The sequence below is a fragment of the Paraburkholderia sp. PGU19 genome (assembly GCF_013426915.1).
Classification (GTDB): domain Bacteria; phylum Pseudomonadota; class Gammaproteobacteria; order Burkholderiales; family Burkholderiaceae; genus Paraburkholderia.
Genome location: NZ_AP023183.1, coordinates 77,290 through 101,122, shown reverse-complemented (window position 1 = coordinate 101,122; position 23,833 = coordinate 77,290). Strand labels below are relative to the sequence as shown.

Below are 23,833 nucleotides of genomic sequence, written 5' to 3'. Positions count from 1 at the left end.
CGGCAAAACAGTAAACAAAATCGCTTTTTTCCAACCACTGAAAGGAGACACAAATGAGGATCACCGGAAAGCTTGCTGTCGTGGCAAGCATAGTTGCAGGCATGGGCGCGGCCAGCCTGGCGCAGGCCCATGGCATCTGGTTTGCGCAGCGCTCGAACCAGCTGGCGCTGATCTACGGCCTCGGCGGCGACGACCTGGATGTCCTCAAGCGCCAGCCCAAGGTGAAGAGCGTCAAGGCCTACGACGAGCAGGGCAAGGAGGTTTCCACGCAGCTCACGCCCAGCGGCCCGCTGCTCGTGGTGAATACCGACAACCAGCCGGCAATCGTTGCCGGGATCATGGATAACGGCCTGTGGAGCAAGACGGCGGACGGCAAGTGGCTCAACAAGGGCAAGGACGAGGTGCCCAACGCCACGATCAGCTTGCACACATTCAAGTACGGGGTGCATCTGCGCCGGTCTCTGGATGGGGCGATGCCCTTACTGCCCGGGCAGAAGCTGCAGATCGTGCCGGTCGACAAACACCTGCCGGATCAGATGGGCCAGCCACTCACGGTTCTGGTGCTCTACGACGGCAAGCCTGCGCCCGGCGCCGAGGTGCAGCCAGACCTCCTCAACGACCCCGATTCCAAACCGCTGAAGACCGGCGCCGACGGCACCGTGACGATCAAGGTGCGCAACCAGGGCCTGAACGTAGTCGTTGCGAAATTCGATTCGCCGCCGTCGGAACCAGCGAAGACGAACAGCGACGAGCATGAGGCCACACTGTCGTTCATGCTGCAGCACCTGCCCGAATGATCAGCCGTTATCTGCCGGACCTCCTCCCATGAAACGAATTTCCGGCCTGGCCGCACTTGCTGCTGCCGCTCGCGGCGTCAAGCTTGTCGAGGGCGACAAGGTGATCGCTCTTGTGAAGATGGAAGACAGGTCGACGAGCAGCGCGCGCTTCGTCGTCAGGTAAGGAGGCGTCCCTGGACGCCGGCAACTCTGGTTGCCGGCGTTTTCATCTTTCCCGGAAGCGCTGCACTGCAACCAGCGTGACGAAGGGGTTTGCACCTGCTTTCTGCAGGCTCTCGACTGTGCCCGGAGATCCAATAAGAGTCGTCCAGGGGCCGGCCGCGTGACCTCGCTGATTGTCGAAAAGTTTGGAGTGAGACAGTGAAGATTTTTTTTATCCAACCACAAAACATTCATATGAAAAAGTCCTTGATTGCGGCGGCCCTCATAGCCTCGTTCGCATCTACGGCACATGCTCAGAACAGCGTCACACTCTACGGTATGATCGACGTCGGCATGAACTATGCGAACAACGTTGGTGGCCACAAGCAGTATTCGATGGCCGCCGGAAATCTCAGTGGCGACCGTTGGGGGCTGCGAGGCGCTGAGGACCTCGGGGGCGGACTGCAAACACTTTTCGTGCTTGAAAACGGCTTCAGTGTCGCGAACGGAAAGCTCGGTCAAGGGGGCGACGAGTTCGGACGCCAAGCCTATCTCGGTTTCTCATCATCGAACATAGGTACCATTACGTTCGGGCGTCAATATGATTTGATTAACGATTTGACCTACATGTTCGTGGCGGCACAGATGTGGGGTGGATACGCCAGCGCCCATCCTGGCGATGTAGATAACACAGATGGCAGCAACCACGTCAACAACGCGATCAAGTTTCGCAGTGTGTCGTACGGTGGATTGTCGTTCGCGGGCCTCTACAGCTTCGGCGGTGTCGCTGGGAATTTCAACCAAAACCAGATCTGGTCAGTCGGGGCGAACTACAATTCAGGACCACTAACGCTTGGCGCCGCTTTCGTCAACGCGCGGGATCCTAACTTCTCCTATTTTGGCAATACCGCGGGTTCAAGCACTACGGGTTCCAACATGACTGCAAGCCGCGTGTATTCCGGCTATGCGTCCGCGAAAACACAGCAGATCTTCGTCGCAGGCGCTTCTTATGCCGTTGGCGCTGCAACGATCGGCGTTGCCTACAGCAACACGCAGTTCAAGGATATCGGGACGCTACCGGGTCTCCCGGCTACCGGCGCAGGCGGCGATGCAAGATTCCACGACATTGAAGTCAATGTCGGCTATCAACTCACGCCGGCCCTCCACCTCGGCGTCGCCTATAACTACCTGAAAGGATATGGCGTCAACGGTGCAACTTACAATCAAGGCACGATCGGGGCTAACTACTTCCTTTCCAAGCGAACTGACCTTTACACAGTCGCTGTTTACCAGCATGCGTCGGGCATTGATTCGACCGGTGGGAAGGCGGTCGCAAACCTCACGGGCCTAACCGCCTCCACAACTCAGAACCAGGCGCAAGTAGTTATTGGCATCCGGCATCGCTTCTAGCAGAGCTTGAGGCAGGCTTCAGTTTGACGAGCTGGGCGCCGAGAAAATGAGTCTCGTACGCGATCAGTCGTTCAGGCAACGATGGGCCGCTTAGCTCGGCCGGCTCGACACGCCGGATAGACAATCCCCGCATATCCAGCGTGCCGACGGCTTCCGATATCGCATCATCATCAGTCATTATTTCACTACGGATACCTAACTCATGTCGATCAGCATAACGTACCCAGAAGTCCGCAAGGAGTTGCTGTCCGCCGATGATGACAAACCCGGGGCTTTCGCACAACGCCTCTACCGTCGGGCTCGCCTCAAGCAACACCCATTGCTGAAGCGCGGCATGTCGATAGAGCGTCACGCGTAGATGAGAGCATGCAAAAGTTGGGGAGAGATTCGTTAGGATTTCAGAACTTACTGCATGACTGCTCGGTCTGTCGCGTCCATTGGCCCGGTGCATTTGCCGTAACCGCTGTCGGCAGTCCTGAATGTCGAGATGCGACGGGGTGAGAATTCCCCGTTCAACACCGCAACCCTGACCTGTGCCATGCAATGTGCCCCTTCGTCTGTCCAGCGCATCTGTCGCTTCTTGGCCATACGGCAGCTGACGACCTGGTTCACCGCGGACTCGGCGATGCTGCTGCTGATCGGCAGGCCCTTGCGATATCGGGCGCCGTAGTTGACCAACGTGCCCGCGTTCTTCTCCAGGTAATTGGAGACAGTGTTCAGATTCCACCACAATGTATTGAATTCGTATCCCGGTCTTGCCAGCAGCTGACTGTCCAGTGCCTTGATCCGCTCCAACGCCTTGCGGCCCTTTCCATGCCAGACCAGCCATTTGGCGTGGATGATCTCGGTGTCCACCGATTCGCGTTCCATCGAGTCGATCCGAATACGGAACGCTCCGCCGCCCTGAACTTCATCGCGATGTGAAACCAGTCGAGGATCCGCCCGCGAGCCAGCCGGCTGCCTTCGACGGTCTTCCCAAACTCACCGGCGTCGTCGCTGATCACAGTCACGCGTTCATCGCTCGCCACACCGTTCCTGCTGAGGAACTGATCGAGTCGCGCTGCGGCCGAGGTCACTTCCTTGTGCACATAGGCATACAGTTTTGGGGGACCGTCGGTGAACGTCGCCCGTCCCGCGACGATGTTCACGTGACGGCCCGGGTCTGCCCCGGGGTCGCAATTGCGCAGCCACGCCGAGTCGACCCTCACGGCGGCGACATGACTGCACTCGCGAACCTGTCCGTCTGCGACAGACTGGGGCAGCTGCGCAATGTCACGCTCGATTTCAGCGTCGAGCTGTTTTCCAAGGTCAAGAATCCGATCTCGGATGCCACTCGACGAGATGCCGTTGTCCAGCGGTAGCACTTCCTTGAGCATATTCGTCGCCTGCCGGTAGGGCAAATGAGCTGCCCACTTCGCCTGCAGATATTCCAGCTCCGGGGTGACGCGCCTGGCCAGCGCCTTCGACAAGGGGTGGATCACACGCTGCTTCATCTGCGCAGTCTCTTGGCACGCGCAAGACCACAGCCGCGGACTCTTCAGCGTCACTTTGCCGTAGACGGTGCGCAGCACGGTCGAGCGGCTGTCTTTATGCCACAAGGCCGCACCGCAGCTCTCACAATGAGTCTGGCCTGCGAGCCATCGCCGCACCTGTTTCGAAACAAGTTCGATCCGCACCTTCGCCAGCAGCGAACGCCCTTCCGCGAGAGACAAGCCCAGTTCAGCAATACTGCAATCAGGGCGCTCAACGACGGCCAGAACTCCGTCGCCCTCCTCGACTGTGTCACTGTCTCCGTCGACCAACCTTGCTTCGATGATCAACCGCATGGCTAGCTCCCACCGTTGCGAGACTGGTAAGCCTACCTGAAGTGAAACTGGCGCCGCCACCGAACGGCCCCCTTTGGAGCCTCCCCAACTTCTGCACACTCTCTTGCGAGTGCCAATAAAATCGTCAATCAAAACTCACGCTAGCTTATACGGCTTGCCTTTAGCGGGATTCTTGATTGACAGAATTATTTCGATCGACGGCTGCACCCCGCCCCGCTGGAAAGGCTCGTGATCCCGGCCGCACTCGACGGTCACGCCGGGACCAACCGCGCCACGGGCGGCGTCGCGCAGCTCGCCGCGGCGAACGATCTCGAGGCGATCCGCGCGTGGCTCGCACGGTTCGCCGACAAACAGACCACCTTCGACAACTATCGCAAGGAGGCCGAACGGCTGCTGCTGTGGTCGCTCGTGCAGCTGGGCAAGCCGCTCTCGTCCCTCACCCACGAGGACTGTCTGCGCTACCAGCGCTTCCTCGCCGATCCGCAGCCCGCCGCCACCTGGATTGCCAACGCGGGCGCGGGCGGCGGCCGCAAGCATCCGGCGCGGCGACGCGCGCTGGCGGCCGTTTCACGGCCCGCTGTCGCCCGCCAGCGTCCGCCAGGCGATGGTAATCCTGAATGTGCTGTTTTCGTGGCTGGTGCAGGCCGGCTATCTCACCGGCAACCCGCTCGCGCTCTCGCGCCAGCGCACGCCGAAAGCCACCCCGCGCATCACCCGCTATCTGGAGCCCGGCCTGTGGCAGGAGGTCAAGGACTTCATTGCGTCGATGCCGCAGCAGACCGCCCGGGACCGCGCGCACTACCACCGCGTGCGGTGGCTCTTCACACTGCTGTATCTGGGCGGCCTGCGCATCGCCGAAGTCGGCGGCAACCCGATGGGGCAGTTCTTCGTGCGGCGCGACGCCGACGGCACGATGCGCTGGTGGCTCACCGTGCATGGCAAGGGCGACCGGGAACGGCTCGTGCCGGCAACACGCGATCTGATGACGGAACTGTCGCGCTACCGCCAGCACCTGGGGATGACGGCCCTGCCCTCACCCAACGAGACGACGCCGCTCGTCCTGCCGATCGGAAGCACCGCGGGAAGCACTGCGGGAAGCACAGCGGAACCGGGCCGGACGAAGACGGAAGGGCCGTCACACCGGCCGCTGACCCGGGCCGCGCTGCACACGATCGTCAAGGACGTGTTTGCCGGCGCCGCCGGGCGGCTGCGCGAACGTGGCGAGGCCTTTACGGCACGCGCGGACCTGCTCGGGCAGGCCTCGGCGCACTGGCTGCGGCACAGCGCCGGTTCGCACATGGCCGACAATCAGGTCGATCTGCGCCTGGTGCGCGACAACCTCGGTCACGCGTCGCTGACCACGACGAGCCTTTACCTGCACGTCGACGACGATCGCCGCCATCACGAGACCGACGAGAAGCATCGCATCGACTGGTGACGCCTGCCCTGCCCGGATTCATGCCGCAGACCGGTCAACGTTCGACCTCACGTGTCCGTTATACAGGGCACCCGGTACGATCCGATATTCAAACCGCATCGCGTATGCAAGAATCCGTGTGACGCGCCCCGAAGCATTGACTGCCTGACCGCCCATGGAAACTGTTGAACTCGAACCCCAGGTGCTTGCCGACCACCGCGGCGTGGCGTTTGGCCTCGTGCGCCCGAACGGCCCGGTTGAATGCGTGATCACGATCGCGACACTGGAAGCGTATTTCTGGCTCGAACCCCGGGCCAGCGACGCCCGCATCCTGAAGACCTTCCGCGATGGGTACGGGCGCATCCGCGCGATTGCCGAGCGCAGGCTGCTCGCCCATCCGGCCACGCGCCTGGAACTGACGCCGGACGATTTCGCGCGTCCCTGACGACTTCACCACAGGTCCGGCAATCCCGATGACCACGATCAGCATACCGAACCATCTCTCCCGCCATTGAGGATTGTCGCTGACGCGAAATGGTTAGCACGCCCGGATACGCCTCGCCAGTTCGTGAGGGGGAACGGGTCGTCAGCCGTCCCGGTAAGGCCCGGTTCCGGCCTCATGACTTCGGTCGCATCGCCTTGCAGATGGCTGTTTTTACACAGTCGCCGTCGTGACAGTCACAGCCCACAAACCTCGTGTGGCGAAAATGTCAAAGTCCAATGGTCGCATTTTTGAAATGTATTTTTTGAGTGCCACCATAGGACATCGAGCCTTGAATCAGGTTTGCAGGCAAACAGGGGGCATCTCATGGGCAGCGCGCTGGTTTGGGCAGCGATCCCTCACAACGGCGATGGGGTCGTGTTCCAGGTTCGCGTAATTCGCGGACTTCAACGTTTTCATATCCCACGCCGGGTGCTCGAGGAGGCTTTCGACCTGCCACCTCATGCATCGGATGCAGGGCAGCTCGAACTCTTTTATCGGCTCGCGACCCACATCCTGAGCCGGGCCATGCACAAACGTCCGATCGCGGGCGCTGACACTGCTGCATTTCAGACTTTGGATTTCGCCCCTGTCGTGGAGGTAGCACAGGGCGCGACGGCGCTCCCGTCGGAAACGCAAGGCTATCTGGCTTCACACTGAAGCGCTGTGACGGGTGAGAACCGTCGTTGGGGTGCGGGAAAGTCGAACGTATCGCGTTCACCTATGGGTAACGCGCACAACCTTCGGCAGCGCAATCCGCCATCACTTCTACACGTCGGGCTCGAAAAAAAGCCCAGCGTCCTGTCGGGACGGTGGGCCTCAACACGCACCAAAAGTCAGGGATCACCGCTATAACTTCTGGACCTTGAACGTTACATTACAACGTACTGTCTATCAATCCGAACATACAAAAACAACGGCAGGTTATGCCTTGTCAGGTTGTTGCGTCAACAAGCGATCTGATCAGGTAACGCTGTCGATCGGATGTTACGCACACCGGCCCACTCATGCGGCATTCAGGGCGTCCTTGATCGTCGGCTCTGGTGCAAATAGCGCGGGGGCGAATCGGTTAAGGTGTCGGTCTGAACGAATTGAGAACCGCCGATGAGCAAGCTGAAGAGTCTGGAGGAACTGTTCGCGGGCCGTCATTTTGACCGCGATGTGATCATTCTGTGTGTTCGCTGGTACCTGCGCTACAAGCTCAGCCTGCGCGATCTGGTCGAGATGATGGCCGAACGGGGTTTGTCGCTGGCTCACACGACGATTCTGCGCTGGGTGAAACGTTATACGCCTGAGTTCGTCAAACGCTGGAATCGCTTTGCTACACCCGCGGGTCGTTCGTGGCGCGTCGACGAGACCTATCTGAAGATTCGTGGCAGGTGGGTCTACCTGTACCGTGCAGTGGATCGGACTGGCCAGACGGTGGACTTCATTCTCAGGGCGAGGCGCGACGTGGCCGCCGCCAAAGCATTCTTCAGCAAGGCCATCACGCATCAGGGCCAGCCGCCGGAGACCATCACGCTCGACGGCTATGCTGCCTCGCACCGCGCGGTGCGCGAGATGAAGACCGATGGTCTGCTGCCTGAAGACACGAAGGTCCGGTCGTCGAAATATCTGAACAACGTGATCGAGGTGCGACACGAAGTCGCTTACAGAAGTTGTTCGCCCTTCTCGCCGTATAGAAGGAGTGAACCACTGGTGTCACCCGGTGAATCTAGGAGCCTGAATCAAGAGCGGCTCTGACAACGTAACGAAGCGCCGCAAGGCGCGGGGTATCAATCGCGAGAGGCGTACCCTTCTGGCAGCCATAAGCCGGATGAGTGCCAGATAGTCGGTATGGTGAAAACATTTGAATCTGCAATAGGGTCGTTATGTTGAACGAGCGGAAATGGCTAATACGCTCGAACCAAAACGGTACTGGAGGTGGGAACAGCGTTTCTCGATTACGCGTTCGTGACCCATATACCTTCCGGCCCAGAGCAGGCACCTAACCCGGCGTACTTCCATAAGCGGAACGTGGAAACCCCGTATCGCTCCCTTCGGGGACAGCAGGCTGCGAAGTCTGCCCATGGCGGTGCGGGCACAGGATCGGGGAAAAAGCGAAAGCCCGGCTGTAATGGACGGGATACGGGTTGCAACATCACCCGACGCGAAAGCGGGCAGACTTCCTCGTGGTCTCTCCTCACCAGAGAGTTTGCAGAACCATCTATACGGAAGGAAAGCAAATGAGTGCAGCAACACGGGCGCGTGCACCTTCTGGCGTGACGTGGGACGGCATCAATTGGGCCGATGTTCAACGTCAGGTAAGTAGGCTGCAGTCGCGTATGGTGAAGGCGGTACAGGCCGGTCGCCATAACAGGGTGAGAGCCCTGCAATGGCTGCTGACCCACTCGTTCAGCGGCCGTGCATTAGCCGTCAGGCGGGTGACTGAAAACAAAGGCAGGAACACCCCCGGTGTGGACAAGGTAACGTGGAAAACACCGGCGGCAAAGGCCAACGCGATTGCGTCGTTGAAGAGGCGGGGCTACTCGCCCCTTCCGCTTCGGAGAGTGTTGATTCCGAAGAAAAACGGCAAGACGAGGCCGCTCGGCATACCCGTGATGCGCTGCAGGGCGATGCAAGCGTTGCATCTGCTTGCTCTGGAGCCGGTTGCGGAAACCACTGCCGACCCGAACTCTTACGGGTTCAGGCCGGAACGCTCAACTGCTGACGCGGGAGGACAATGCTTCATCTCCCTGGCGAAAAAGGCGAGTGCGGAATGGGTGCTAGAGGCCGACATCCAAGGCTGTTTCGACAAAATTTCCCACGACTGGATGATCGCCAACATCCCTACGGACAAGGTGATCCTCAAGAAGTGGCTCAAAGCGGGCTACGTGTATCAAAACGAACTCTTCCCCACTGACGCCGGCACCCCGCAAGGGGAATCATCTCACCGGTGGCAGCCAACATGACGCTTGATGGCCTCGAAGCGATGCTCGCGGAGAGATTCCCGCGAGCCCGGCAGAGAGGACTGAAAGTGAACATGGTGCGTTACGCGGACGATTTCATTATCACCGGCCATTCGAAAGAGTGGCTGGAACATGAGGTCAGGCCGGCAGTAACTGAATTTCTGGCGGAACGCGGGCTGGTCTTGTCGCCAGAAAAGACCAGGATAACGCACATCAAGGACGGGTTTGATTTCCTCGGATGGAACATTCGCAAGTACAACGGCAAGCACTTGATGAAACCGTCGAAAGCGAACGTCAATGCACATCTTGACAAAGTCCGTGAAATCATCAAGGCCAACAAGACGGCTAAACAGGCGAACCTGATAAGGCTGCTCAATCCTGTTTTGCGAGGATGGGCGAATTACCACAGCCATGCAGTCGCCAAGAAAGCCTTCAATCGGGTTGATCACGAGGTCTGGTCAATGCTATGGCGATGGGCGGCAAGACGGCACCCCAACAAAGGCGCCCGATGGATAAAAATCAAATACTTCAAGGCCAAGGGTCTCCGGGACTGGGTATTTGCCGCCACAGAAAAAGAAGAGGATGGCACGACAAGAGCGGTCACCTTGCTGAAGGTATCGGACACGCCAATAAAACGGCATGTCAAGATCAAGGCGGGCGCCAATCCGCACGATCCGCAATGGGCGCGGTACTTCGAATCCCGATGGGGCCAGAAGATGCTGAACTCAGCGCGAGGTCGCCGTAAGCTGTACCGTGTATGGCTAAGGCAAGATGGCATGTGTTCCAACTGTCGGCAGCCCATCACAATGGACACCCGCTGGGATGTCACGCATATTGTGAAGCGAACCGACGGCGGGACGGATGCAGCAAGCAACCTTCAAGTGCACCATCTCAGTTGCCGTAGAAATCCGTAATACGCCTGAAAAAGCAGTTTCACCACCGGGTGTCGACAGATGCCTTTGTAGAGGCTTGAGCCGTATGCTCCTAAAGGCGCACGTACGGTTCTTAGGGGGCCGTATCGCAGCAATGCGGTACGGCTACCCGACCAGGACCATCGCCACATCAAATCCAGAACGAATGTGATGCTCGGTTTCAAACGGTTCAGGGGCGCCGCGACCACGATTTCAGGCATCGAACTGACGCATCGAATTCGCAAAGGCCAGTTCGACCTCGCGAAGCTCGGCCTCAAGGATGCCGCTGCGCCCGCCGTATGGAAGTCTGTTCTGTCCAATCGATAAGGTATCCTGCCTATATGAAGTGTCTCAACCGGCTTACCTATTTGCACCAGAACCGTGACATTGCCCTTTGCGTGAGAGTAAAGAGATAACGATGGCACGGCGGCCAAAGTGTCTGTTTTGACTTCTGGCATTGAACTCATCCTGACAAATCTGCTTTGCGCGCAGTACCGCGCGTCATTTTCTTGCCATCGCTTCAATCATCGCGCGCACACCCGCGTCCGCCGCGTCGATTGCACCGGCCACATATCCCGGATACGTGGACGACCATTCGCTCGCGATGCCCACCAGGCGACCGCGCCAGCCGCCTCCTGCGGCCCTCGCCGCCGGGGCGGCCAGATGTCCCTTTGGCGCATCCAGATCCATTGCCGTGGCCGTGTATGGGTCGGCCGCCCAGTCCTTTACGACATCGAAGCGGGGTTCCGCCGCTTGCTGACCAAATATCCTCGCAAGCTGTGAGCGGCAATGCGCGCGTAGCGCATCCGTAGATCAAAATAAATTCGTCACCGTTTACGAATTAATGGCGTCAATTCGAGTACACGCAAGGGTGGCGACTGCGGCGAACGCCGCAAAATCAGGCATCTAGCGCGAGCGATTTACGACCTGATCACGGTACTCGCGCTGCGAAGGTGTCAATTGCTGGACGCCCTCAATTCTCCTTATGCTCTCCCCACACTTGCGGAGCAGAGGTGAGGCGAAACGGGAGCCGTTTGCTCGCTTTGCCAGCGTCACAAGCCGCGACAACGCTCAAGATAGCGACGTGTGAATGCCTTGCGATGCTCCGGTCTCATCGGCTGCGCGTTGTATGGCGTCCAGCCATAACGCGCGTATGGCGCAAGACAGTTGGCACAACGGTACCGCGCTTCAAGCAGCCGCACACTTATGCGATGCGGCGTCTCATGCCCGCAGCGTCGACATCGCGACTCCAGAATGCCGTGATGGGCGGGACACTGGCTCAGGCTTTCAAGCTGATGCACGACACTGTGGTAGCCCAGCGTCAGACAGTGGCGACAGAAGCGAAAGGCGTCGCTGTAGCGTTGCCGCTCCGTTCCCTCTATCAGCGCGCTGTGCAGCAGTTTCCCGGGCAGGCCAAGATTTTCCCGAAGTCGGTCAACATCAACGATCCCCCGGCGTGGCGCGACCCCTTCGTAGGGGTCAACGTCGGGTCCCATGAGCCGCGCCACGACGGCGCCCGACAAGGCATTGGCCTTCTCGAATTTCCACAGGATCGAGATCAGCGACTCATGGGGGTATAGCCACTTCCTCCGAAACACGTAGCCCAGCGCCGGCGTCAGCTTGCTCTCGTCGAGCGTCAGGATCGGGAATCGTGGCTCCTGCAGCAGCGTCCCGCTACGCCGCGGTGACGAGGACGCGTCCGGTTGCATGGCGAGACTGTACATAACCGCAGTGCCGTACCGCGTGTTCCCACAGGACCTGATCGGGGCGATAGCCTCGCGCGTCCTGTAGTTCACTATCCTTGAGGACGATCTCGACGGCGCGCGCAAACGACTCCATCGGGATCTCCAGTTGCCCTGGAAGACTGGCCTTGTGGTGCGCCTTCTCGAACGCATTCCACAGCACGTCTGCGTCGTTGACGAGTCGATATCCAGCGTCAAACGCCTGCGGAACGTAGAAGCGTGTAAAGCTCCATCCAGTTCCTTCCGGATAGGCGGTCTGATCGTAGCCGTTCAGGCATGTCGCGACGTCATGTGCATTGCGTATGCCATAAAATGACAGCTCCTCGACCATGAGACGCGCGACGATCTGCGTCTTGCCCGCAACCTGCATCGCGGTCTTCTGCGCGACCAGCTCCTGTTGACCGACAAGAAAGGTGAACAGTTTGATTTGCTGGCGGTCCAGCGCGTCATGAACATCACGCAGCCATTCATATTCATTGTCGTTGTATCGTTGGGCCTCGTCGCAAAAGAGCAGCACCATCCCACTGCCCGAACAGGATGCCGCCTGACGGATTCTCAGCGTCAGGCGCATCCGCTTTGAAGGATTGGAGCCAGCGTTCGGATCCGGGTCACCGACCGCCTCAAGCAGATTTGCGAAGAACGGCCCCTCGGCATGACGCGGCTTGTGCTCGCACTGCGCGTGGTAACTCGTCATCCGCGGATAGTTGCGCGCCAGCAGCAGCCGGACATATTCAATTGCACGGGTCTTGCCGATGCGTGACGGCCCATAGATAAGCGCGCCCATAATCCGGTAATGCAGACATCGAACTACCAGTTCATAAAAAGACTCGATAGCCGGTGTGGCAATGCGGTAGTTGCCTGTCACGAGCGGGTGTAGCGATGGATCGATCGGACGAGGTATCTCAAGCGACATGTTGCCTCCCACAAACGTCAGATTAAAAGACCTGGCCGGTGCCAATGGTGAGCTTTCGGGGACGCGTTGGGCCCCGCGGTGCTGCTACTCCTTCGGTCTCTGGCTCCGACGGCCCTACCGCCGTAAGCGCAGCAACTGTTACGGCGGTCGGAGGGCCTACGGGCGGGCGTGCTGACGACGCAGCTGACATAACGCGCATCGCCTGCGACAGGTCCGAGGCCGCCCTGCGTGTCTTCTTCGCCCTGGCCAGTTTGCCTTGAACGTACTCTTCGATCGGATTTGCCTCGACCGATGTCGGCGAACGTCGGTTACCCTTCTCCTTGAGGATTTCCTGCCGCAGTTTGAGAGTGTGTGGTATCAGGCGCCACGCGCCTTGAACATCGAGAACGCCCAGTTCGGTACCATCCGGCAGGAATGCGCGCACGCTACGCATATCGTCCGCGTTCATATAGACCAGCAATCGCTTGCCGATGAACTGTGTGCTGCACGCAAGCACGGCGCTCGTATATCGAGCGCCGTGCAGATTGATATGTGGCCGGACACCTTTGCCGAGGTAGGCGCGTACCTGGCAATGAATTGCCGATTGCATCAGGCAGAGGGAACGCCGGTGATGTTCGGGAAGCCACGTGAGCAGTTGCTGACTGCCGCGAACGAAATATTCCATCGCCTCCAATGGCGTGACATTGTTCAGCCCGGCGTGTGGCGTGCCATGGTAGCTCGCGATCGCGTACTCAATCAGCTCCTCCAGCTCGTCGAGTGATACGTACAGGCGCAGGTTGCCCTTTGGATCCGCCAGAGCACGGCGCAAGTCACGCGGATGCGAACCCGTGTAACCCGGCAACCTGGACGACAGCCTGCCGGCTATGGTGCCAAAAAAGCGTTCGATATAGGGTCGCTCATCTGGACTGTACTTCGGCCCGGCATCAACACAGCAACCGACGAATTCGCACAATGCAGCCCGTGACTCGTTTGCCAGGTTCGCCTTCGCGTTGTCAAGCTTCATCCACTCCCACGTGACGTACGCGAGTTCCGGCAACCGTTGCGATGGGAATCCGTCACGTGGTCCGTAGGTTAAGCCTGGAATCGTGAAGGTTCGTGGTCGATGCGGTTCCAGTGCGTTCTCGATTGTCTTGATGACGTCATAGCGGCTGTATTCGCGTCCCAGCGCAATGTGATAGCCGAGCACCGCCCGGGTGCTGACGTCAATGATCGCGAGTAGCCAGACGCGCTCAATCTCGAACTCGTGCTCGAAGCCCAGTTGATCACGCACTACTACCTTGAGCCGGATATCGAGCCGGTGCCCATCAAACTCCACGACCTGGTAAGGCCGCGTTGCTGGTGGACTGGCAAAATCGTCCTCGTGGCGTGGTATCCCTTTCAGGTGCGAAGCTCCTGCCGCCCGCGCGCCTGTGGCGAAGTTGCGCAGCATTTCCGCCTTCAGATGCGCTGCCAGTGAACGGATCGCCCGCCCGCGGGTATTGAAAGGGTAGTCTCCAACCGTTAGCCCCGCGGAGCGGCACTGCCACAGAAACTCGACGTGCAGCGGTTGCAAACCGCTCAATCTCGTATGCAGCCGGCCTTCGGTATGGATCTGCTCGAGCGTGACACGACGCCGCTTGAGCTGCGAACGTAGCCATACTGAAAGTGACGGGTAGCGTTCGAGAAGTTGGGAGAAAGCGCCTGCCGTACCGCGACTGCCCCGCTCTCCCCTCACAGTGATCTGGCCCAGCCGCGCGTATTCCGTGACTCTCACGTAACTCTGCAGCCCGCGGAACCCGTAAATCCGTCCATCAGGGTGAAGTGACAGTCCACGTTCCAGCAATCGATAGAGCTGCCGCCTGTTCACGCCAGTCGACTGCTCAATGCCCTTGACCGGTTCACCCCGCGCGAAGCGCTCGATCGCCTGCATTCGCATCTTGATAACCTTACGTGCCTTCGCGTCGAAATCTGTCCATGCGACGGCGGGCCACGACGCGAGATCGAGCGCCTGCAGTTCGGGTTTGCGACGGCTCATGACTGACTCTCCTGAGAAGCGAATCGCGTCATCGACGACAATGCGTCGGTTCGCAACTCTGGGGCGCTCACGCGGCCTGCATACAGCAGCCCGAAGACTGCCGCCCGTGCGAGAATCGGATCGCCCGCTGAAAACTTGCGCTCGATGGAAAGCAAGGACTGAGGACTGCAGATGAACTGCTCAATCGCGTCAAGGAGAGATGCGGGCACGAGGCCACGGGTGACGACGATACAAGGCAGCATGCGCTTCCAGTTGTCAATCCACGTGCGCGATGCCGCCAGATCGGCCGGATTGACGCTCCGGACATCGATCGAGTTGAAATCCCTGAATTTGCCGTCACGCGTTGGACCGTCCGCGGTAACCGGCGCCGGCAGCAGGATTAACTCCTGCCGGTCCGAGAAAGAGACCCAGAAGTCGGCAAGCTGTCGCTGCCCACGAAGCTGAACGTACCCTGGGCGCTCGCAGAATACCCGTACCCCCGGATCTGTTTCGATGAGGATCCACTGATCGAATGCGCAGCGTCGATAGAACGTCAGCCGCCGGTTGAGCTTCGGACTGAAAGCTTCGAGCCGATGCGCGCCGCGTGGCCGATCAAGCGCGACAGGCTGCGGATTATCCAGAAAATCTTCCATGAGATCAACGCAGTAGGCACGGGCTTCGAAGTCTAGGACGCGAATTGACGAAATTAATGCGGACTTATGCGAATTGACGATTTTATTTAGTTGCGAGTGCCAATAAAATTGGCAATTAAAAATGACGCCAGCTTATACGGCTTGTCTTTGACGGGATTCTGGATTGACAGACTTATTTTGATCGACGCTCGTTGAATATGAACACCGGCAGCGGTATGCTTCGCACCTGATCGGGACTGGCAAAAAACAACGGAAGGAAAACGACGCAATGCGACTGCGACGCATCACCGCACGCCGCTCATCGGTCCATGGCAAGGGGCTCTTTGCGCTCCAGCCCATCGCCCCCGGCGAGCGCCTCATCGAGTACAAGGGTGAAGTGACCAGCTGGCGACGCGCCGCCGCCCGTCAGCTATCCGAGGTCGGACACACATTCGTATTCGGACTTTCCGACGGACGCGTGATCGACGGCAGTCGTGGCGGCAACAGCGCCCGCTTCCTGAACCATGCGTGTGCGCCCAACTGCGAAGCAATCGAGACGGGTAATCGCGTATTCATCCATGCAATTACTGACATCGAGCGCGGCAAAGAACTGTTCATTGATTACGGACTGGCGGTCGACGGCGAGATCACTGACGACATCCGGGAGCAGTACGCATGTCATTGCGGCGCGCCCGCCTGCCGTCAATCGATGCTCGGGGGTAGCACGCCACTGTGATGGGGCGAAGCGACACGCGGGTATCCCCAACGGATGATCCCGCTTTGCTAACCGGATGCGCATGGCACTCGCGATCTTCGCACTGCCGCGACCTGCCATCGGATGCCTGATGTCGACCCACATCCGCTATTCAACCCTCCGCAACTCCGACGGCTGCTTCCAGGGGCGGAACGGCCATTCGCACCCGAATGCCATATTAGGCGAACTGGCTGTTATCTATGGCGGAAGTCCATCGTAACGCAGCGCGCCGATCACCTCATCTTGACAACCACCTTGCCTTTGGTCCGTCCGCTATCGACGTAGGCCATGGCCTCTCTGATCGAATCGAATGGAAAGATGCGATCCACGACTGGGTGTACAACCCCGGCATCGATGAGCGACGTGATCTGCCGTAGCTGATCTCCACTTGCCCGCATGAACAGGAACGAATAGCTGACTTTGAGGCGTTTAGCCTCCTTCCTGATTCGGTAACTCAGTAGAAGCATCGCCAGGCAGAGGAAGCGCGGCAGACCAAGCTCTTTTCCGAAGTCAGCATCCGGCGGCCCCGAGATCGAGATAAGCCGTCCGCCGGGTCTCAGCACACGAAGGGATTTGCGCAGCGTCGCCGCGTCCAGACTGTTTATCACGACGTCATAGTCGGCAAGCACCTTCTCGAAGTCGTCCTTCCTGTAATCGATGACGACATCGGCACCGAGGCGCTTCACCCATTCCACGTTTGCCGTGCTCGTTGTCGTCGCGACGAACGCACCCAGATGCTTCGCGAGTTGGATCGCAAACGTTCCGACACCGCCGGAGCCTGCATGAATGAAGACCTTTTGTCCTTTCCGCAGTTGCGCTTTTTCGATCAGCGCCTGCCACGCAGTCAGACCCACGAGCGGAATCGAGGCGGCCTCTTCCATGGTGAGTGTCTTGGGCTTGATGGACAAGTCCGCTTCATTCACTGCAATCAGCTCGGCAAACGCGCCAATGCGATCTTTATCGGGGCGCGCGTAGACTTCGTCGCCGATCTTGAACCGCTGCACGCGCGGCCCAACTTTCACGACGACGCCGGCCACGTCGTTGCCGAGAATGAGCGGCAAGCGATACGGCAAAATCAGCTTGAATTCGCCGTCGCGTATTTTGGAATCCAGAACATTCAGGCTGGCGGCGTGGACCTGAATCAGGACGTCGTCGTCGCGTAGTTGCGGCTCCGGCATGTCCGCGATATGCGCGCCATGCTTGCGTCCGTAACGTTCGAGAATGAATGCTCTCATGATGCTTGGTGGTCCCTTGGTGTGATCCGGCGCTCCATGTTTTTCATTCTTGCAAAAGAGGGCTTACCGACTGCGACGCAGGTATCGTGTCGAGTCGAAGGTCTTTACGAAGCCCGGCATCCACGAGACCGGCCGGCGCAAATCTGCGCAGCATTTGCAGACGGCTCGCGAGCGCGCCGGCTGGGTAGCGCAGCTTCGGCTTCGCCGCGACTGCCGCCTTTAACACGACCTCGGCGACCACCGAAGGCTCCGTTGCGGTTGCCATCACTTCATTGATCCGTTTGCTGACGACCGCACGGGCCTCGCGATACGCATCGAGCGTGGAATCGGGTTCCAGGAAGTTCGCGTCGAAGGGCGTCTTCGTGTAAGCGGGCTCGATGACCGACACACGGATGCCCCACCCGCGCAATTCATGATCGAGCGATTCGGAATAGCCCTCAACTGCATGCTTCGTTGCCGCGTAGAGCGCCCCGTACGGCATGGGCACGAAACCCAACACGGAACCGATGTTGATGATGCGGCCGCTTCCCTGGCGCCGCATGTAAGGCACGACCGCGCGGGTCATCCGGACGACGCCGAAGAAGTTGGTATCGAAGATCGACTGCGCCTGCGCAATCGAGCTTTCCTCGGCGCCGGCGGGCGTGACGCCGAAGCCCGCGTTGTTCACGAGCAGATCGATGCGCCCGGCTCGCCGCAGAACCTGGGCGACCGCGGCGTCGACGGATTCATCGCTGGTGACGTCGAGCGTCAGCATGCCGAACGGATGCTGGCCCGCAGGCACTGGCCGCCGGCTCGTGCCGAAAACCTTGTAACCCGCTTCGCTCAGTCGCTGCGCGGCGGCCTGTCCGATACCCGAAGACGCCCCTGTGACAAGGGCGATACCCAAAGGCTTTTTGTCAGTCATTTCAAGCTCCATGTGCGGGACACCCGCGTCACTATCAAATTGAAATCGACTATAGTGGGAAGTTAAGGCTATGTCACTATCAAAATTGTATGGACGATATCAATTCGTGCGATGACCCGTGTCCGATTGCGCGCAGCCTGGCTGTCGCCGGCGACGCGTGGAGCATCCTTATCCTGCGCGACGCCCACGCGGGTCTGACGCGCTTCGACCAGTTCCGCAAAAGTCTGGGCATTGCGCCGACGATGCTGACGCGGCGTCTGGCCGCGCTGGCGGAACAAGGTATCTTGGAGAAACGCCGCTATTCCGAGCGTCCGCCGCGCGACGAATACGTGCTGACGGCTGCGGGCATGGACTTCCTGCCGGTGCTGTTCATCATCGGCGCATGGGGGCGGCAGCACCGCGGGGATAGCAAGCTGGTTCGCTTCCTGGATGCCGAAACAGGAACGGAGATCAGGGCGGTGGCGGTCGACGAGGTCACTGGTGCGCGTATCGGCACTCGTCCCATACGAGTCGTCAACCCAGACAAGAATTGACACTGCGATGCGTTAGGGCGGTGACCGGACCATGCGCTGCCCCGCTTTGTTGCGTGAGTCAGCCGGACGCCGTGGCGCTTCGCAGTTTCGAACGTGCGACCGCACTTGCACTTGCGCTCAGACGAAGAGAAACCCACGCCGCGAACGGAGAACACCGGGTTTCCATAGTTGCTGGGCTGATAGGTAAATCCGGGAAAACGCGTTCGAGGTCAAGTGCCGAGGTTACCCCGCGACGTGCGAGGGCATCGCCGTCACGGCGGTGACAGACAGCGGAACCTCGTTGATCCGCTCGCTCCGCTTCTGCGCAGTTACCACGATTTCCTGCACGTAGGCTCGATCGCCACGGTCCTCGCGGCTCTGAATAGGCGTATCAATCTCGATTCCGCCGGTCGAATGGGTTAGCTGCCTTTTCCAGTTGGGATGGTTGATCGACCGGCACGGCCCTGATCGTCGATGAGGGTCGAGCCGGGTTCTCGTTCAAACGCCGCCTATGCCGCGGGGATCTGCGTGGTGTTGTATCGGGCGATCTGCCAAGCACCAGTTTCCGATTTGCGGAGCAGGAACAGCTCCAGATATTTGGCAGCCTCGGTGTCGCCGGTCGCCTTGTTGGTTTGAGTGCCCTCGGTCGCAGAGCGAACAAAGCCCCAGTCGGCGCTCGTCTGAAGGACTTCCGTTACCTTGGGAACCATGTTGAAATCGACTGCGTCGAACAGGCCCGGATACACCTCGGCAAGCTGCTTCTTGCCTTCGATCGCCGGTCCGATGGGGGCCATCAGCACGCCGTCCTCAGCGTAAGTCGCGAGCACGGCAGGGACATCGGCGCGCATGAACGCGGTCATATATTCCATCACGGTGGCTTCCAGGGCCGCCGATTCATCACTGAAATCTTTGCTCATCATTATCTCCTTGAGTCGACCGGTGTCTGATGGACACCAGGGCTGAGGCTCATCCAAAGCAAGAACGCGATGAAGGTAGCTTTGCACGGTCTATCTCCATCTATCGCACAATGAGCAGCATACCTACGATACGAATACGCGCTATTGCTGGCGCGGCAGACGGTAGTCGCAGTGTGCAGCTCATGACAGGTCCGGAAGACCAACCCGTGTCATCCTGCCAATCGGGTAATGGCTATTCGGCTGCCCGCCTGCTCGCGAAGACGAAACTTCTGGATCTTTCCTGTAGCGGTCTTGGGCAATTCGCCGAAAATCACGCGACGCGGGCATTTGAAATGCGCCAGTCGCTCCCGGCAGAACAGGATTACATCCTGCTCCGTTATGTTGGAGGCATCCGGCTTCAGCTCGATAAACGCGCAAGGAGTCTCGCCCCATTTCTCATCAGGTTGCGCGACCACGGCCGCGTTCAGGACGCCTGACATGCGGTATATGACTTCCTCCACCTCCACAGACGAAATATTTTCTCCACCGGAGATGATCACGTCTTTCGAGCGGTCTGTGATCTGGATATAGCCATCAGGATGGACCACGGCCAGATCTCCAGTATGGAACCAGCCGCCAGCGAAAGCCTTCGCGGTTGCGTCGGGATTCTTAAGATATCCCATCATCACCGTATTCCCCCGAACCAGGACCTCACCGCAACACTTGCTGTCCGCCGACACCGTCTCGAGCGTCTCAGGATCTGCGACCGACATCTTTTCGAACGCTGCCGCACGTACACCCTGCCGCGCTTTCAATTTCCCTTGCTGCTCCGGCGGCAACGCGTCCCACTCGTCATGCCATGCACAGCTGATCGGGGTGCCGGAAATCTCAGTAATGCCAAAGACGTGGTCGACATCGAAACCCATCGCGCCGACGGCTTCGAGAACAGCGGCTGGCGCCGGCGAGCCGGCTGTCAGGACCCGTACCCGACGCGGCAGCGGCTGCCGTTCTGAATGAGGCATGCTTGCGAGGCCTGACAGGACGATTGGCGCCGCACAAAAGTGATCTACACCATGTCTGACGATGGCGGAAAGAACATTGACAGCATTCACCTTGCGCAGGCATACATGTGTTCCGGCCGCGGCAGTAATCGCCCATGTGAAGCACCAGCCATTCGCATGGAACATGGGAAGCGTCCACAAATAAACCGGCGCGCGCGGGAGCGGCCAGTTCGTCATCTGCAACAGGCTCATCAGATACGTGCCCCGGTGGCTCGGAACGACGCCCTTCGGATCGCCGGTGGTGCCCGAGGTGTAATTCAGGGCAATGGGCGTCCACTCATCGACCGGGCGGCGACCGGCAAATGCGGGATCACCGCTCGACAGCAGCGACTCATAATCAGTTTCCCCGATGGCTGTGCCGTCAGGCGCTTCGTGATCGTTGATGTCGATCACGCGCGGCGGATTGGAAACCGACTGCAATGCTTTCTCGACCATCGGAGCAAATTCGCGATCTACAAGCAGGAGCTTGCATTCGCCGTGACGCAGAATGAATGCGACGCCGTCAGCATCGAGGCGGCAATTGACGGCGTTGAGCACGGCACCGGACAGCGGCACGCCAAAGTGAGCCTCGAGCATGGCCGGGGTGTTCGGCGAGATGATCGACACGGTATCGCCCGGTTCGATCCCCAACTGAACGAGCGCCGATGCGAGGCGATAGCAACGCTCGCGGGTTTCGGCCCACGTCTGCCGGAAGTCGCCATGAATGATCGCGGTCCGATCCGGATAGACGTCGGCGGTTCGATCGAGGAAGGTCAATGGCGTCAATGGAACGTGGTTTGCCGCGTTCTTCTCAAGTCCTTGAGAGTAGGCCTTTGCACTCATGACTTTGTCTCCATTCATTTTTCGTAGAAAGTAGTGAAATCGCCGACCGGGCTGCGCTCCGTGACAAGCGAGTTTTCTATGCAACCAGGATCCGCATAACCCAGACTCATCCCGCAGACCAACATGTGATTGTCGGGAATGGACAGTTCGTTGGCGATGACACGATGGAACTTGTTGAAAGCCGCCTGCGGGCAGGTGTCGAGGCCCCGCGCCCGGGCGGCAATCATGACGCTTTGCAGGAACATGCCGGTGTCCAGCAGACTCCCTTCACGCATGACCCGGTCAACCGTGAAAAACAGGCCGACGGGCGCATCGAAGAAGCGGTAGTTGCGGCCGTGCTGGACGTGCATCCGCTCCTTATCCCCCTTCTGGATGCCCAGCAGGCCGTACAGATTCCAACCCACCTCCCGCCGGCGGTCCACATACGGCGCGATCCATTCGCGTGGGTAGTAATCGTAGGGCTCATCCAGGTCTGAACTTCGTGCAGGATCATCATTGATCTCGTTGATGGCAGCAGACAGGCGGGACTTCATCGTGCCTGTCACAACATGCACATGCCAGGGCTGGATGTTGACGCCGGTTGCGCTGAAGCGCGCAACGTTGAGGATGGACTCGACTTCCTCGCGGGGAACCGGTATGGGCAGGAAAGCACGGACGCTGCGCCGGGTGACGAGTGCCCAGTCGACGGCTCGACTCACGTCGGAAAACGAGCGGAAAGGAGGAGGAGATAGACGGTCCATTGTTCTCGGCATGCTGAAAATTTGCTGCGACCTGGACTTGGTGTTTTTCGGGTGGAGAGTCCGTGACAGCCGCGCTCTTCACACGAACGAACCTCGGCCATGAAGCCGCATATGGTAGAGACCTCAGCGCCCTGCGCTACCCTGAACTACGGCGACAGGCGCGCCGGCTGAGCGGAATGAGTCGGCACGTGTCTGATTGATCAGCGTCACCGCCGCCGCACCGATGAGGCCAGCCAGACCGATTGCCATGAAGTTCTGTTCAAGCGGCAGCTTCAGGGAGACGAGCCAACCGATGAGCACCGGTGCCACGATGGCGCCGGTCCGGCCCACGCCAGAAGCAAAGCCAACACCGGTAGACCGGATCGCATGAGGATAGAAGTCGCCCGCATAAGCATAGGCAAGCAGTTGCGTACCAAGCGTCGATGCGCCGACAACGAATACAACGACAAACAACGACACGGTCGACTTCGTGTAGCCCATCAGCGACAGCGCAACCGCCCCGACGACGTAAAACGCAATCAGCACCCTCTTGATGTTGACCTTGTCGCTGAGCCAACCACCAAAAATCGCACCGGCGATGGCGCCGACGTTGAAGACGATCACGAAGTTCAAAGCTGAACCCAGGCTGAATCCAGCCATTGCCATCAGCTTGGTCAACCAGGAACTGAGTGCGTAGACCATGAAAAGGCCGGTCATGAACGCGACCCAGATCATCGTCGTACTGAAGCCCCGCCCATCCTGGAAGAGGCGTTGCACCGAAGCGTCCTTGCTTTTGTCCGCCGAAGATCCGGCAAAATGCTCCTGACCGCTCATCGGATAGTCGGGCACCAACCGCTTCACCACGGCGCGGAGTTCGTCGTGCCGGCCGCTTTTAACCAGAAAGGACATCGAATGGGGCATCGTTTTGATGATGAACGGAATCAGCAGGACAGGCAGGCCTGCGGCAAAAAAGACGGATTGCCAGCCGTAGCTGCCGATAAGCTGCTTTGCAGTCAGCGCCACCAGAATGCCGCCAATGGAATATCCCGCGAACACCAGCGTCACCAACCGCGTGCGCAGGGCGTTCGGCGAAAACTCCCCCATCTGCGCGGTGACAATTGGCAAGACTCCACCAATGCCCAGGCCAGCGATGAATCGCGTCACGCTGAAAGCAATGGGATCGCTGGTCAACCCAGCCGCTGCGGTGAAAAGACTAAACATCGCGACGCAAACACAGATCATCATGGGTCGGCCGAAACGGTCAGCCAGCGTGCCGAGGAAAATGGCCCCGAGCATCACGCCAAAAAGTGCCGATCCGGCCATGACGCCAGCCCTGGTTGCGTCGATGCCCATGTCCTTCATGATTGATGGCAGCGCTGCGCCCACGACGGCAAGATCGTAGCCGTCGAGTATCAGCATCAACAGACACCAGAACAGGACCAGGGCGTGAAAGCCATTGAATCTTGCCTCACCCGCGAGTGAGTGCACGTCTATCTGGTTCATCTTGTCTCCGTTGGTTTAATGTCGTGGGCGAAGTCCACGCAGGCGCTAATGGCGTCGTCGATGAGGTTGCCTTGTCGCGGCCGGATGGACCATCGCCGCTGTGCTGTAACCAGTGTCGGGCGAAGGCTGCTGGCAGTCGATGTCCATTAACTTCAAGATAGGTGAGGTCGCCGAACACCTGCGTTTACGGTGTTGCGCCACTGGCGGCAGGCGTGT

The 23,833-nt window shown here is 59.3% G+C and carries 21 protein-coding genes and 4 pseudogenes; 11 read left to right on the top strand and 14 right to left on the bottom strand.

Features of this window, described 5'->3' with window-relative positions; all coding sequences use genetic code 11:
• Positions 1 to 53: 53 nt before the first annotated feature.
• The 3 genes from H1204_RS47495 to H1204_RS47490 all read left to right on the top strand — a co-directional run bounded on the left by H1204_RS47495 (position 54) and on the right by H1204_RS47490 (position 2,348).
• Positions 54 to 797 (top strand): DUF4198 domain-containing protein, encoded by a 744-nt coding sequence (locus H1204_RS47495; protein ID WP_180736754.1) that lies wholly within the window; start codon positions 54 to 56, stop codon positions 795 to 797.
• Positions 798 to 825: 28 nt separating this feature from the next.
• Entirely contained in the window at positions 826 to 960 is a 135-nt protein-coding gene (locus H1204_RS52865; protein WP_274608318.1) for a hypothetical protein, read from the top strand.
• Between the two features lie 233 nt (positions 961 to 1,193).
• Positions 1,194 to 2,348 carry a porin gene (locus H1204_RS47490; protein ID WP_180736956.1) on the top strand — a complete coding sequence of 385 codons (1,155 nt, stop codon included), beginning with the start codon at positions 1,194 to 1,196 and terminating at the stop codon, positions 2,346 to 2,348.
• Here the strand turns inward: H1204_RS47490 and H1204_RS47485 are convergent.
• From H1204_RS47485 to H1204_RS47475, 3 genes are read right to left on the bottom strand one after another with little or no spacing between them, the layout of a single operon-like run.
• On the bottom strand, positions 2,323 to 2,700 hold the full coding sequence (locus tag H1204_RS47485) for a hypothetical protein (protein ID WP_180736753.1): 378 nt from the start codon (positions 2,698 to 2,700) through the stop codon (positions 2,323 to 2,325). The genes H1204_RS47490 and H1204_RS47485 overlap by 26 nt on opposite strands.
• Positions 2,701 to 2,753: 53 nt before the next feature.
• A complete protein-coding gene (locus H1204_RS47480) occupies positions 2,754 to 3,080 on the bottom strand; it encodes a hypothetical protein (protein WP_180736752.1) in 327 nt (108 codons plus the stop codon).
• On the bottom strand, positions 3,065 to 4,174 hold the full coding sequence (locus tag H1204_RS47475) for a hypothetical protein (RefSeq protein ID WP_180736751.1): 1,110 nt from the start codon (positions 4,172 to 4,174) through the stop codon (positions 3,065 to 3,067). The genes H1204_RS47480 and H1204_RS47475 overlap by 16 nt, the downstream gene beginning before the upstream one ends.
• Before the next feature lie 201 nt (positions 4,175 to 4,375).
• Here H1204_RS47475 and H1204_RS47470 point away from each other — a divergent pair.
• From H1204_RS47470 to H1204_RS47445, 6 genes and pseudogenes are all read left to right on the top strand, one after another.
• Positions 4,376 to 5,612 (top strand): annotated as a pseudogene (locus H1204_RS47470) (tyrosine-type recombinase/integrase).
• A gap of 154 nt (positions 5,613 to 5,766) precedes the next feature.
• Complete coding sequence (locus tag H1204_RS47465; protein WP_180735638.1) at positions 5,767 to 6,036, top strand: DUF1488 family protein; 270 nt, start codon at positions 5,767 to 5,769, stop codon at positions 6,034 to 6,036.
• 363 nt (positions 6,037 to 6,399) lie between these two features.
• Complete coding sequence (locus H1204_RS47460) at positions 6,400 to 6,732, top strand: hypothetical protein (RefSeq protein ID WP_180736750.1); 333 nt, start codon at positions 6,400 to 6,402, stop codon at positions 6,730 to 6,732.
• 444 nt (positions 6,733 to 7,176) lie between these two features.
• The gene (locus H1204_RS47455) at positions 7,177 to 7,815 is read left to right on the top strand and encodes an IS6 family transposase (protein WP_243469193.1); all 639 of its coding nucleotides are present in this window, start codon (positions 7,177 to 7,179) and stop codon (positions 7,813 to 7,815) included.
• 482 nt (positions 7,816 to 8,297) lie between these two features.
• Positions 8,298 to 9,934: pseudogene (gene ltrA, locus H1204_RS47450) on the top strand (group II intron reverse transcriptase/maturase).
• A gap of 129 nt (positions 9,935 to 10,063) precedes the next feature.
• A pseudogene (locus H1204_RS47445) lies at positions 10,064 to 10,258 on the top strand (DDE-type integrase/transposase/recombinase); the annotation flags it as partial.
• 174 nt (positions 10,259 to 10,432) lie between these two features.
• Here H1204_RS47445 and H1204_RS47440 read toward each other — a convergent pair.
• The 5 genes and pseudogenes from H1204_RS47440 to H1204_RS47420 form a co-directional block, all read right to left on the bottom strand.
• Positions 10,433 to 10,732: pseudogene (locus H1204_RS47440) on the bottom strand (FAD-dependent oxidoreductase); the annotation flags it as partial.
• Between the two features lie 251 nt (positions 10,733 to 10,983).
• Positions 10,984 to 11,655 carry a hypothetical protein gene (locus H1204_RS47435; RefSeq protein WP_243468903.1) on the bottom strand — a complete coding sequence of 224 codons (672 nt, stop codon included), beginning with the start codon at positions 11,653 to 11,655 and terminating at the stop codon, positions 10,984 to 10,986.
• The gene (locus H1204_RS47430) at positions 11,606 to 12,586 is read right to left on the bottom strand and encodes an ATP-binding protein (protein ID WP_180734355.1); all 981 of its coding nucleotides are present in this window, start codon (positions 12,584 to 12,586) and stop codon (positions 11,606 to 11,608) included. Before H1204_RS47430 ends, H1204_RS47435 begins: the two co-directional genes overlap by 50 nt.
• A gap of 22 nt (positions 12,587 to 12,608) precedes the next feature.
• A complete protein-coding gene (locus H1204_RS47425) occupies positions 12,609 to 14,600 on the bottom strand; it encodes an integrase (protein ID WP_180734354.1) in 1,992 nt (663 codons plus the stop codon).
• Complete coding sequence (locus tag H1204_RS47420) at positions 14,597 to 15,232, bottom strand: hypothetical protein (RefSeq protein WP_180734353.1); 636 nt, start codon at positions 15,230 to 15,232, stop codon at positions 14,597 to 14,599. Before H1204_RS47420 ends, H1204_RS47425 begins: the two co-directional genes overlap by 4 nt.
• A gap of 268 nt (positions 15,233 to 15,500) precedes the next feature.
• Between H1204_RS47420 and H1204_RS47415 the strand changes: the two genes are divergently transcribed.
• Complete coding sequence (locus H1204_RS47415; RefSeq protein ID WP_180736749.1) at positions 15,501 to 15,947, top strand: SET domain-containing protein-lysine N-methyltransferase; 447 nt, start codon at positions 15,501 to 15,503, stop codon at positions 15,945 to 15,947.
• A 251-nt stretch (positions 15,948 to 16,198) separates the two neighbouring features.
• Here H1204_RS47415 and H1204_RS47410 read toward each other — a convergent pair whose 3' ends face one another.
• Positions 16,199 to 17,200, bottom strand: a complete 1,002-nt coding sequence (locus H1204_RS47410; RefSeq protein ID WP_180736748.1) for an NADP-dependent oxidoreductase — start codon at positions 17,198 to 17,200, stop codon at positions 16,199 to 16,201.
• A gap of 43 nt (positions 17,201 to 17,243) precedes the next feature.
• Positions 17,244 to 18,104: an oxidoreductase gene (locus H1204_RS47405; protein WP_180736747.1), complete on the bottom strand. Its 861-nt coding sequence runs from the start codon at positions 18,102 to 18,104 to the stop codon at positions 17,244 to 17,246.
• A gap of 89 nt (positions 18,105 to 18,193) precedes the next feature.
• On the opposite strand from H1204_RS47405, the gene H1204_RS47400 reads away from it, so the two are divergent.
• Positions 18,194 to 18,637 carry a helix-turn-helix domain-containing protein gene (locus H1204_RS47400; protein WP_180736746.1) on the top strand — a complete coding sequence of 148 codons (444 nt, stop codon included), beginning with the start codon at positions 18,194 to 18,196 and terminating at the stop codon, positions 18,635 to 18,637.
• 488 nt (positions 18,638 to 19,125) lie between these two features.
• On the opposite strand, the gene H1204_RS47395 is transcribed toward H1204_RS47400, so the two are convergent.
• The 4 genes from H1204_RS47395 to H1204_RS47380 form a co-directional block, all read right to left on the bottom strand.
• Positions 19,126 to 19,620, bottom strand: coding sequence for a nuclear transport factor 2 family protein (locus tag H1204_RS47395; RefSeq protein WP_243469192.1), 495 nt, complete (start codon positions 19,618 to 19,620; stop codon positions 19,126 to 19,128).
• A gap of 122 nt (positions 19,621 to 19,742) precedes the next feature.
• A complete protein-coding gene (locus H1204_RS47390; RefSeq protein ID WP_180736745.1) occupies positions 19,743 to 21,395 on the bottom strand; it encodes an acyl-CoA synthetase in 1,653 nt (550 codons plus the stop codon).
• Between the two features lie 14 nt (positions 21,396 to 21,409).
• Positions 21,410 to 22,135 (bottom strand): nitroreductase, encoded by a 726-nt coding sequence (locus tag H1204_RS47385; RefSeq protein WP_157130307.1) that lies wholly within the window; start codon positions 22,133 to 22,135, stop codon positions 21,410 to 21,412.
• Positions 22,136 to 22,258: 123 nt separating this feature from the next.
• Positions 22,259 to 23,617: an MFS transporter gene (locus tag H1204_RS47380; RefSeq protein ID WP_180736744.1), complete on the bottom strand. Its 1,359-nt coding sequence runs from the start codon at positions 23,615 to 23,617 to the stop codon at positions 22,259 to 22,261.
• Positions 23,618 to 23,833 lie beyond the last annotated feature (216 nt).

What these genes read in the sequence shown, in the direction of transcription:
- H1204_RS47495 (WP_180736754.1), top strand. Translation starts at nt 54, where the DNA reads ATGAGGATCACCGGAAAGCTTGCTGTCGTGGCAAGCATAGTTGCAGGC.
- H1204_RS52865 (WP_274608318.1), top strand. Translation starts at nt 826, where the DNA reads ATGAAACGAATTTCCGGCCTGGCCGCACTTGCTGCTGCCGCTCGCGGC.
- H1204_RS47490 (WP_180736956.1), top strand. Translation starts at nt 1,194, where the DNA reads ATGAAAAAGTCCTTGATTGCGGCGGCCCTCATAGCCTCGTTCGCATCT.
- H1204_RS47475 (WP_180736751.1), bottom strand. Translation starts at nt 4,174, where the DNA reads ATGCGGTTGATCATCGAAGCAAGGTTGGTCGACGGAGACAGTGACACA.
- H1204_RS47465 (WP_180735638.1), top strand. Translation starts at nt 5,767, where the DNA reads ATGGAAACTGTTGAACTCGAACCCCAGGTGCTTGCCGACCACCGCGGC.
- H1204_RS47460 (WP_180736750.1), top strand. Translation starts at nt 6,400, where the DNA reads ATGGGCAGCGCGCTGGTTTGGGCAGCGATCCCTCACAACGGCGATGGG.
- H1204_RS47455 (WP_243469193.1), top strand. Translation starts at nt 7,177, where the DNA reads ATGAGCAAGCTGAAGAGTCTGGAGGAACTGTTCGCGGGCCGTCATTTT.
- H1204_RS47435 (WP_243468903.1), bottom strand. Translation starts at nt 11,655, where the DNA reads ATGTACAGTCTCGCCATGCAACCGGACGCGTCCTCGTCACCGCGGCGT.
- H1204_RS47430 (WP_180734355.1), bottom strand. Translation starts at nt 12,586, where the DNA reads ATGTCGCTTGAGATACCTCGTCCGATCGATCCATCGCTACACCCGCTC.
- H1204_RS47425 (WP_180734354.1), bottom strand. Translation starts at nt 14,600, where the DNA reads ATGAGCCGTCGCAAACCCGAACTGCAGGCGCTCGATCTCGCGTCGTGG.
- H1204_RS47420 (WP_180734353.1), bottom strand. Translation starts at nt 15,232, where the DNA reads ATGGAAGATTTTCTGGATAATCCGCAGCCTGTCGCGCTTGATCGGCCA.
- H1204_RS47415 (WP_180736749.1), top strand. Translation starts at nt 15,501, where the DNA reads ATGCGACTGCGACGCATCACCGCACGCCGCTCATCGGTCCATGGCAAG.
- H1204_RS47410 (WP_180736748.1), bottom strand. Translation starts at nt 17,200, where the DNA reads ATGAGAGCATTCATTCTCGAACGTTACGGACGCAAGCATGGCGCGCAT.
- H1204_RS47405 (WP_180736747.1), bottom strand. Translation starts at nt 18,104, where the DNA reads ATGACTGACAAAAAGCCTTTGGGTATCGCCCTTGTCACAGGGGCGTCT.
- H1204_RS47400 (WP_180736746.1), top strand. Translation starts at nt 18,194, where the DNA reads ATGGACGATATCAATTCGTGCGATGACCCGTGTCCGATTGCGCGCAGC.
- H1204_RS47390 (WP_180736745.1), bottom strand. Translation starts at nt 21,395, where the DNA reads ATGAGTGCAAAGGCCTACTCTCAAGGACTTGAGAAGAACGCGGCAAAC.
- H1204_RS47385 (WP_157130307.1), bottom strand. Translation starts at nt 22,135, where the DNA reads ATGGACCGTCTATCTCCTCCTCCTTTCCGCTCGTTTTCCGACGTGAGT.
- H1204_RS47380 (WP_180736744.1), bottom strand. Translation starts at nt 23,617, where the DNA reads ATGAACCAGATAGACGTGCACTCACTCGCGGGTGAGGCAAGATTCAAT.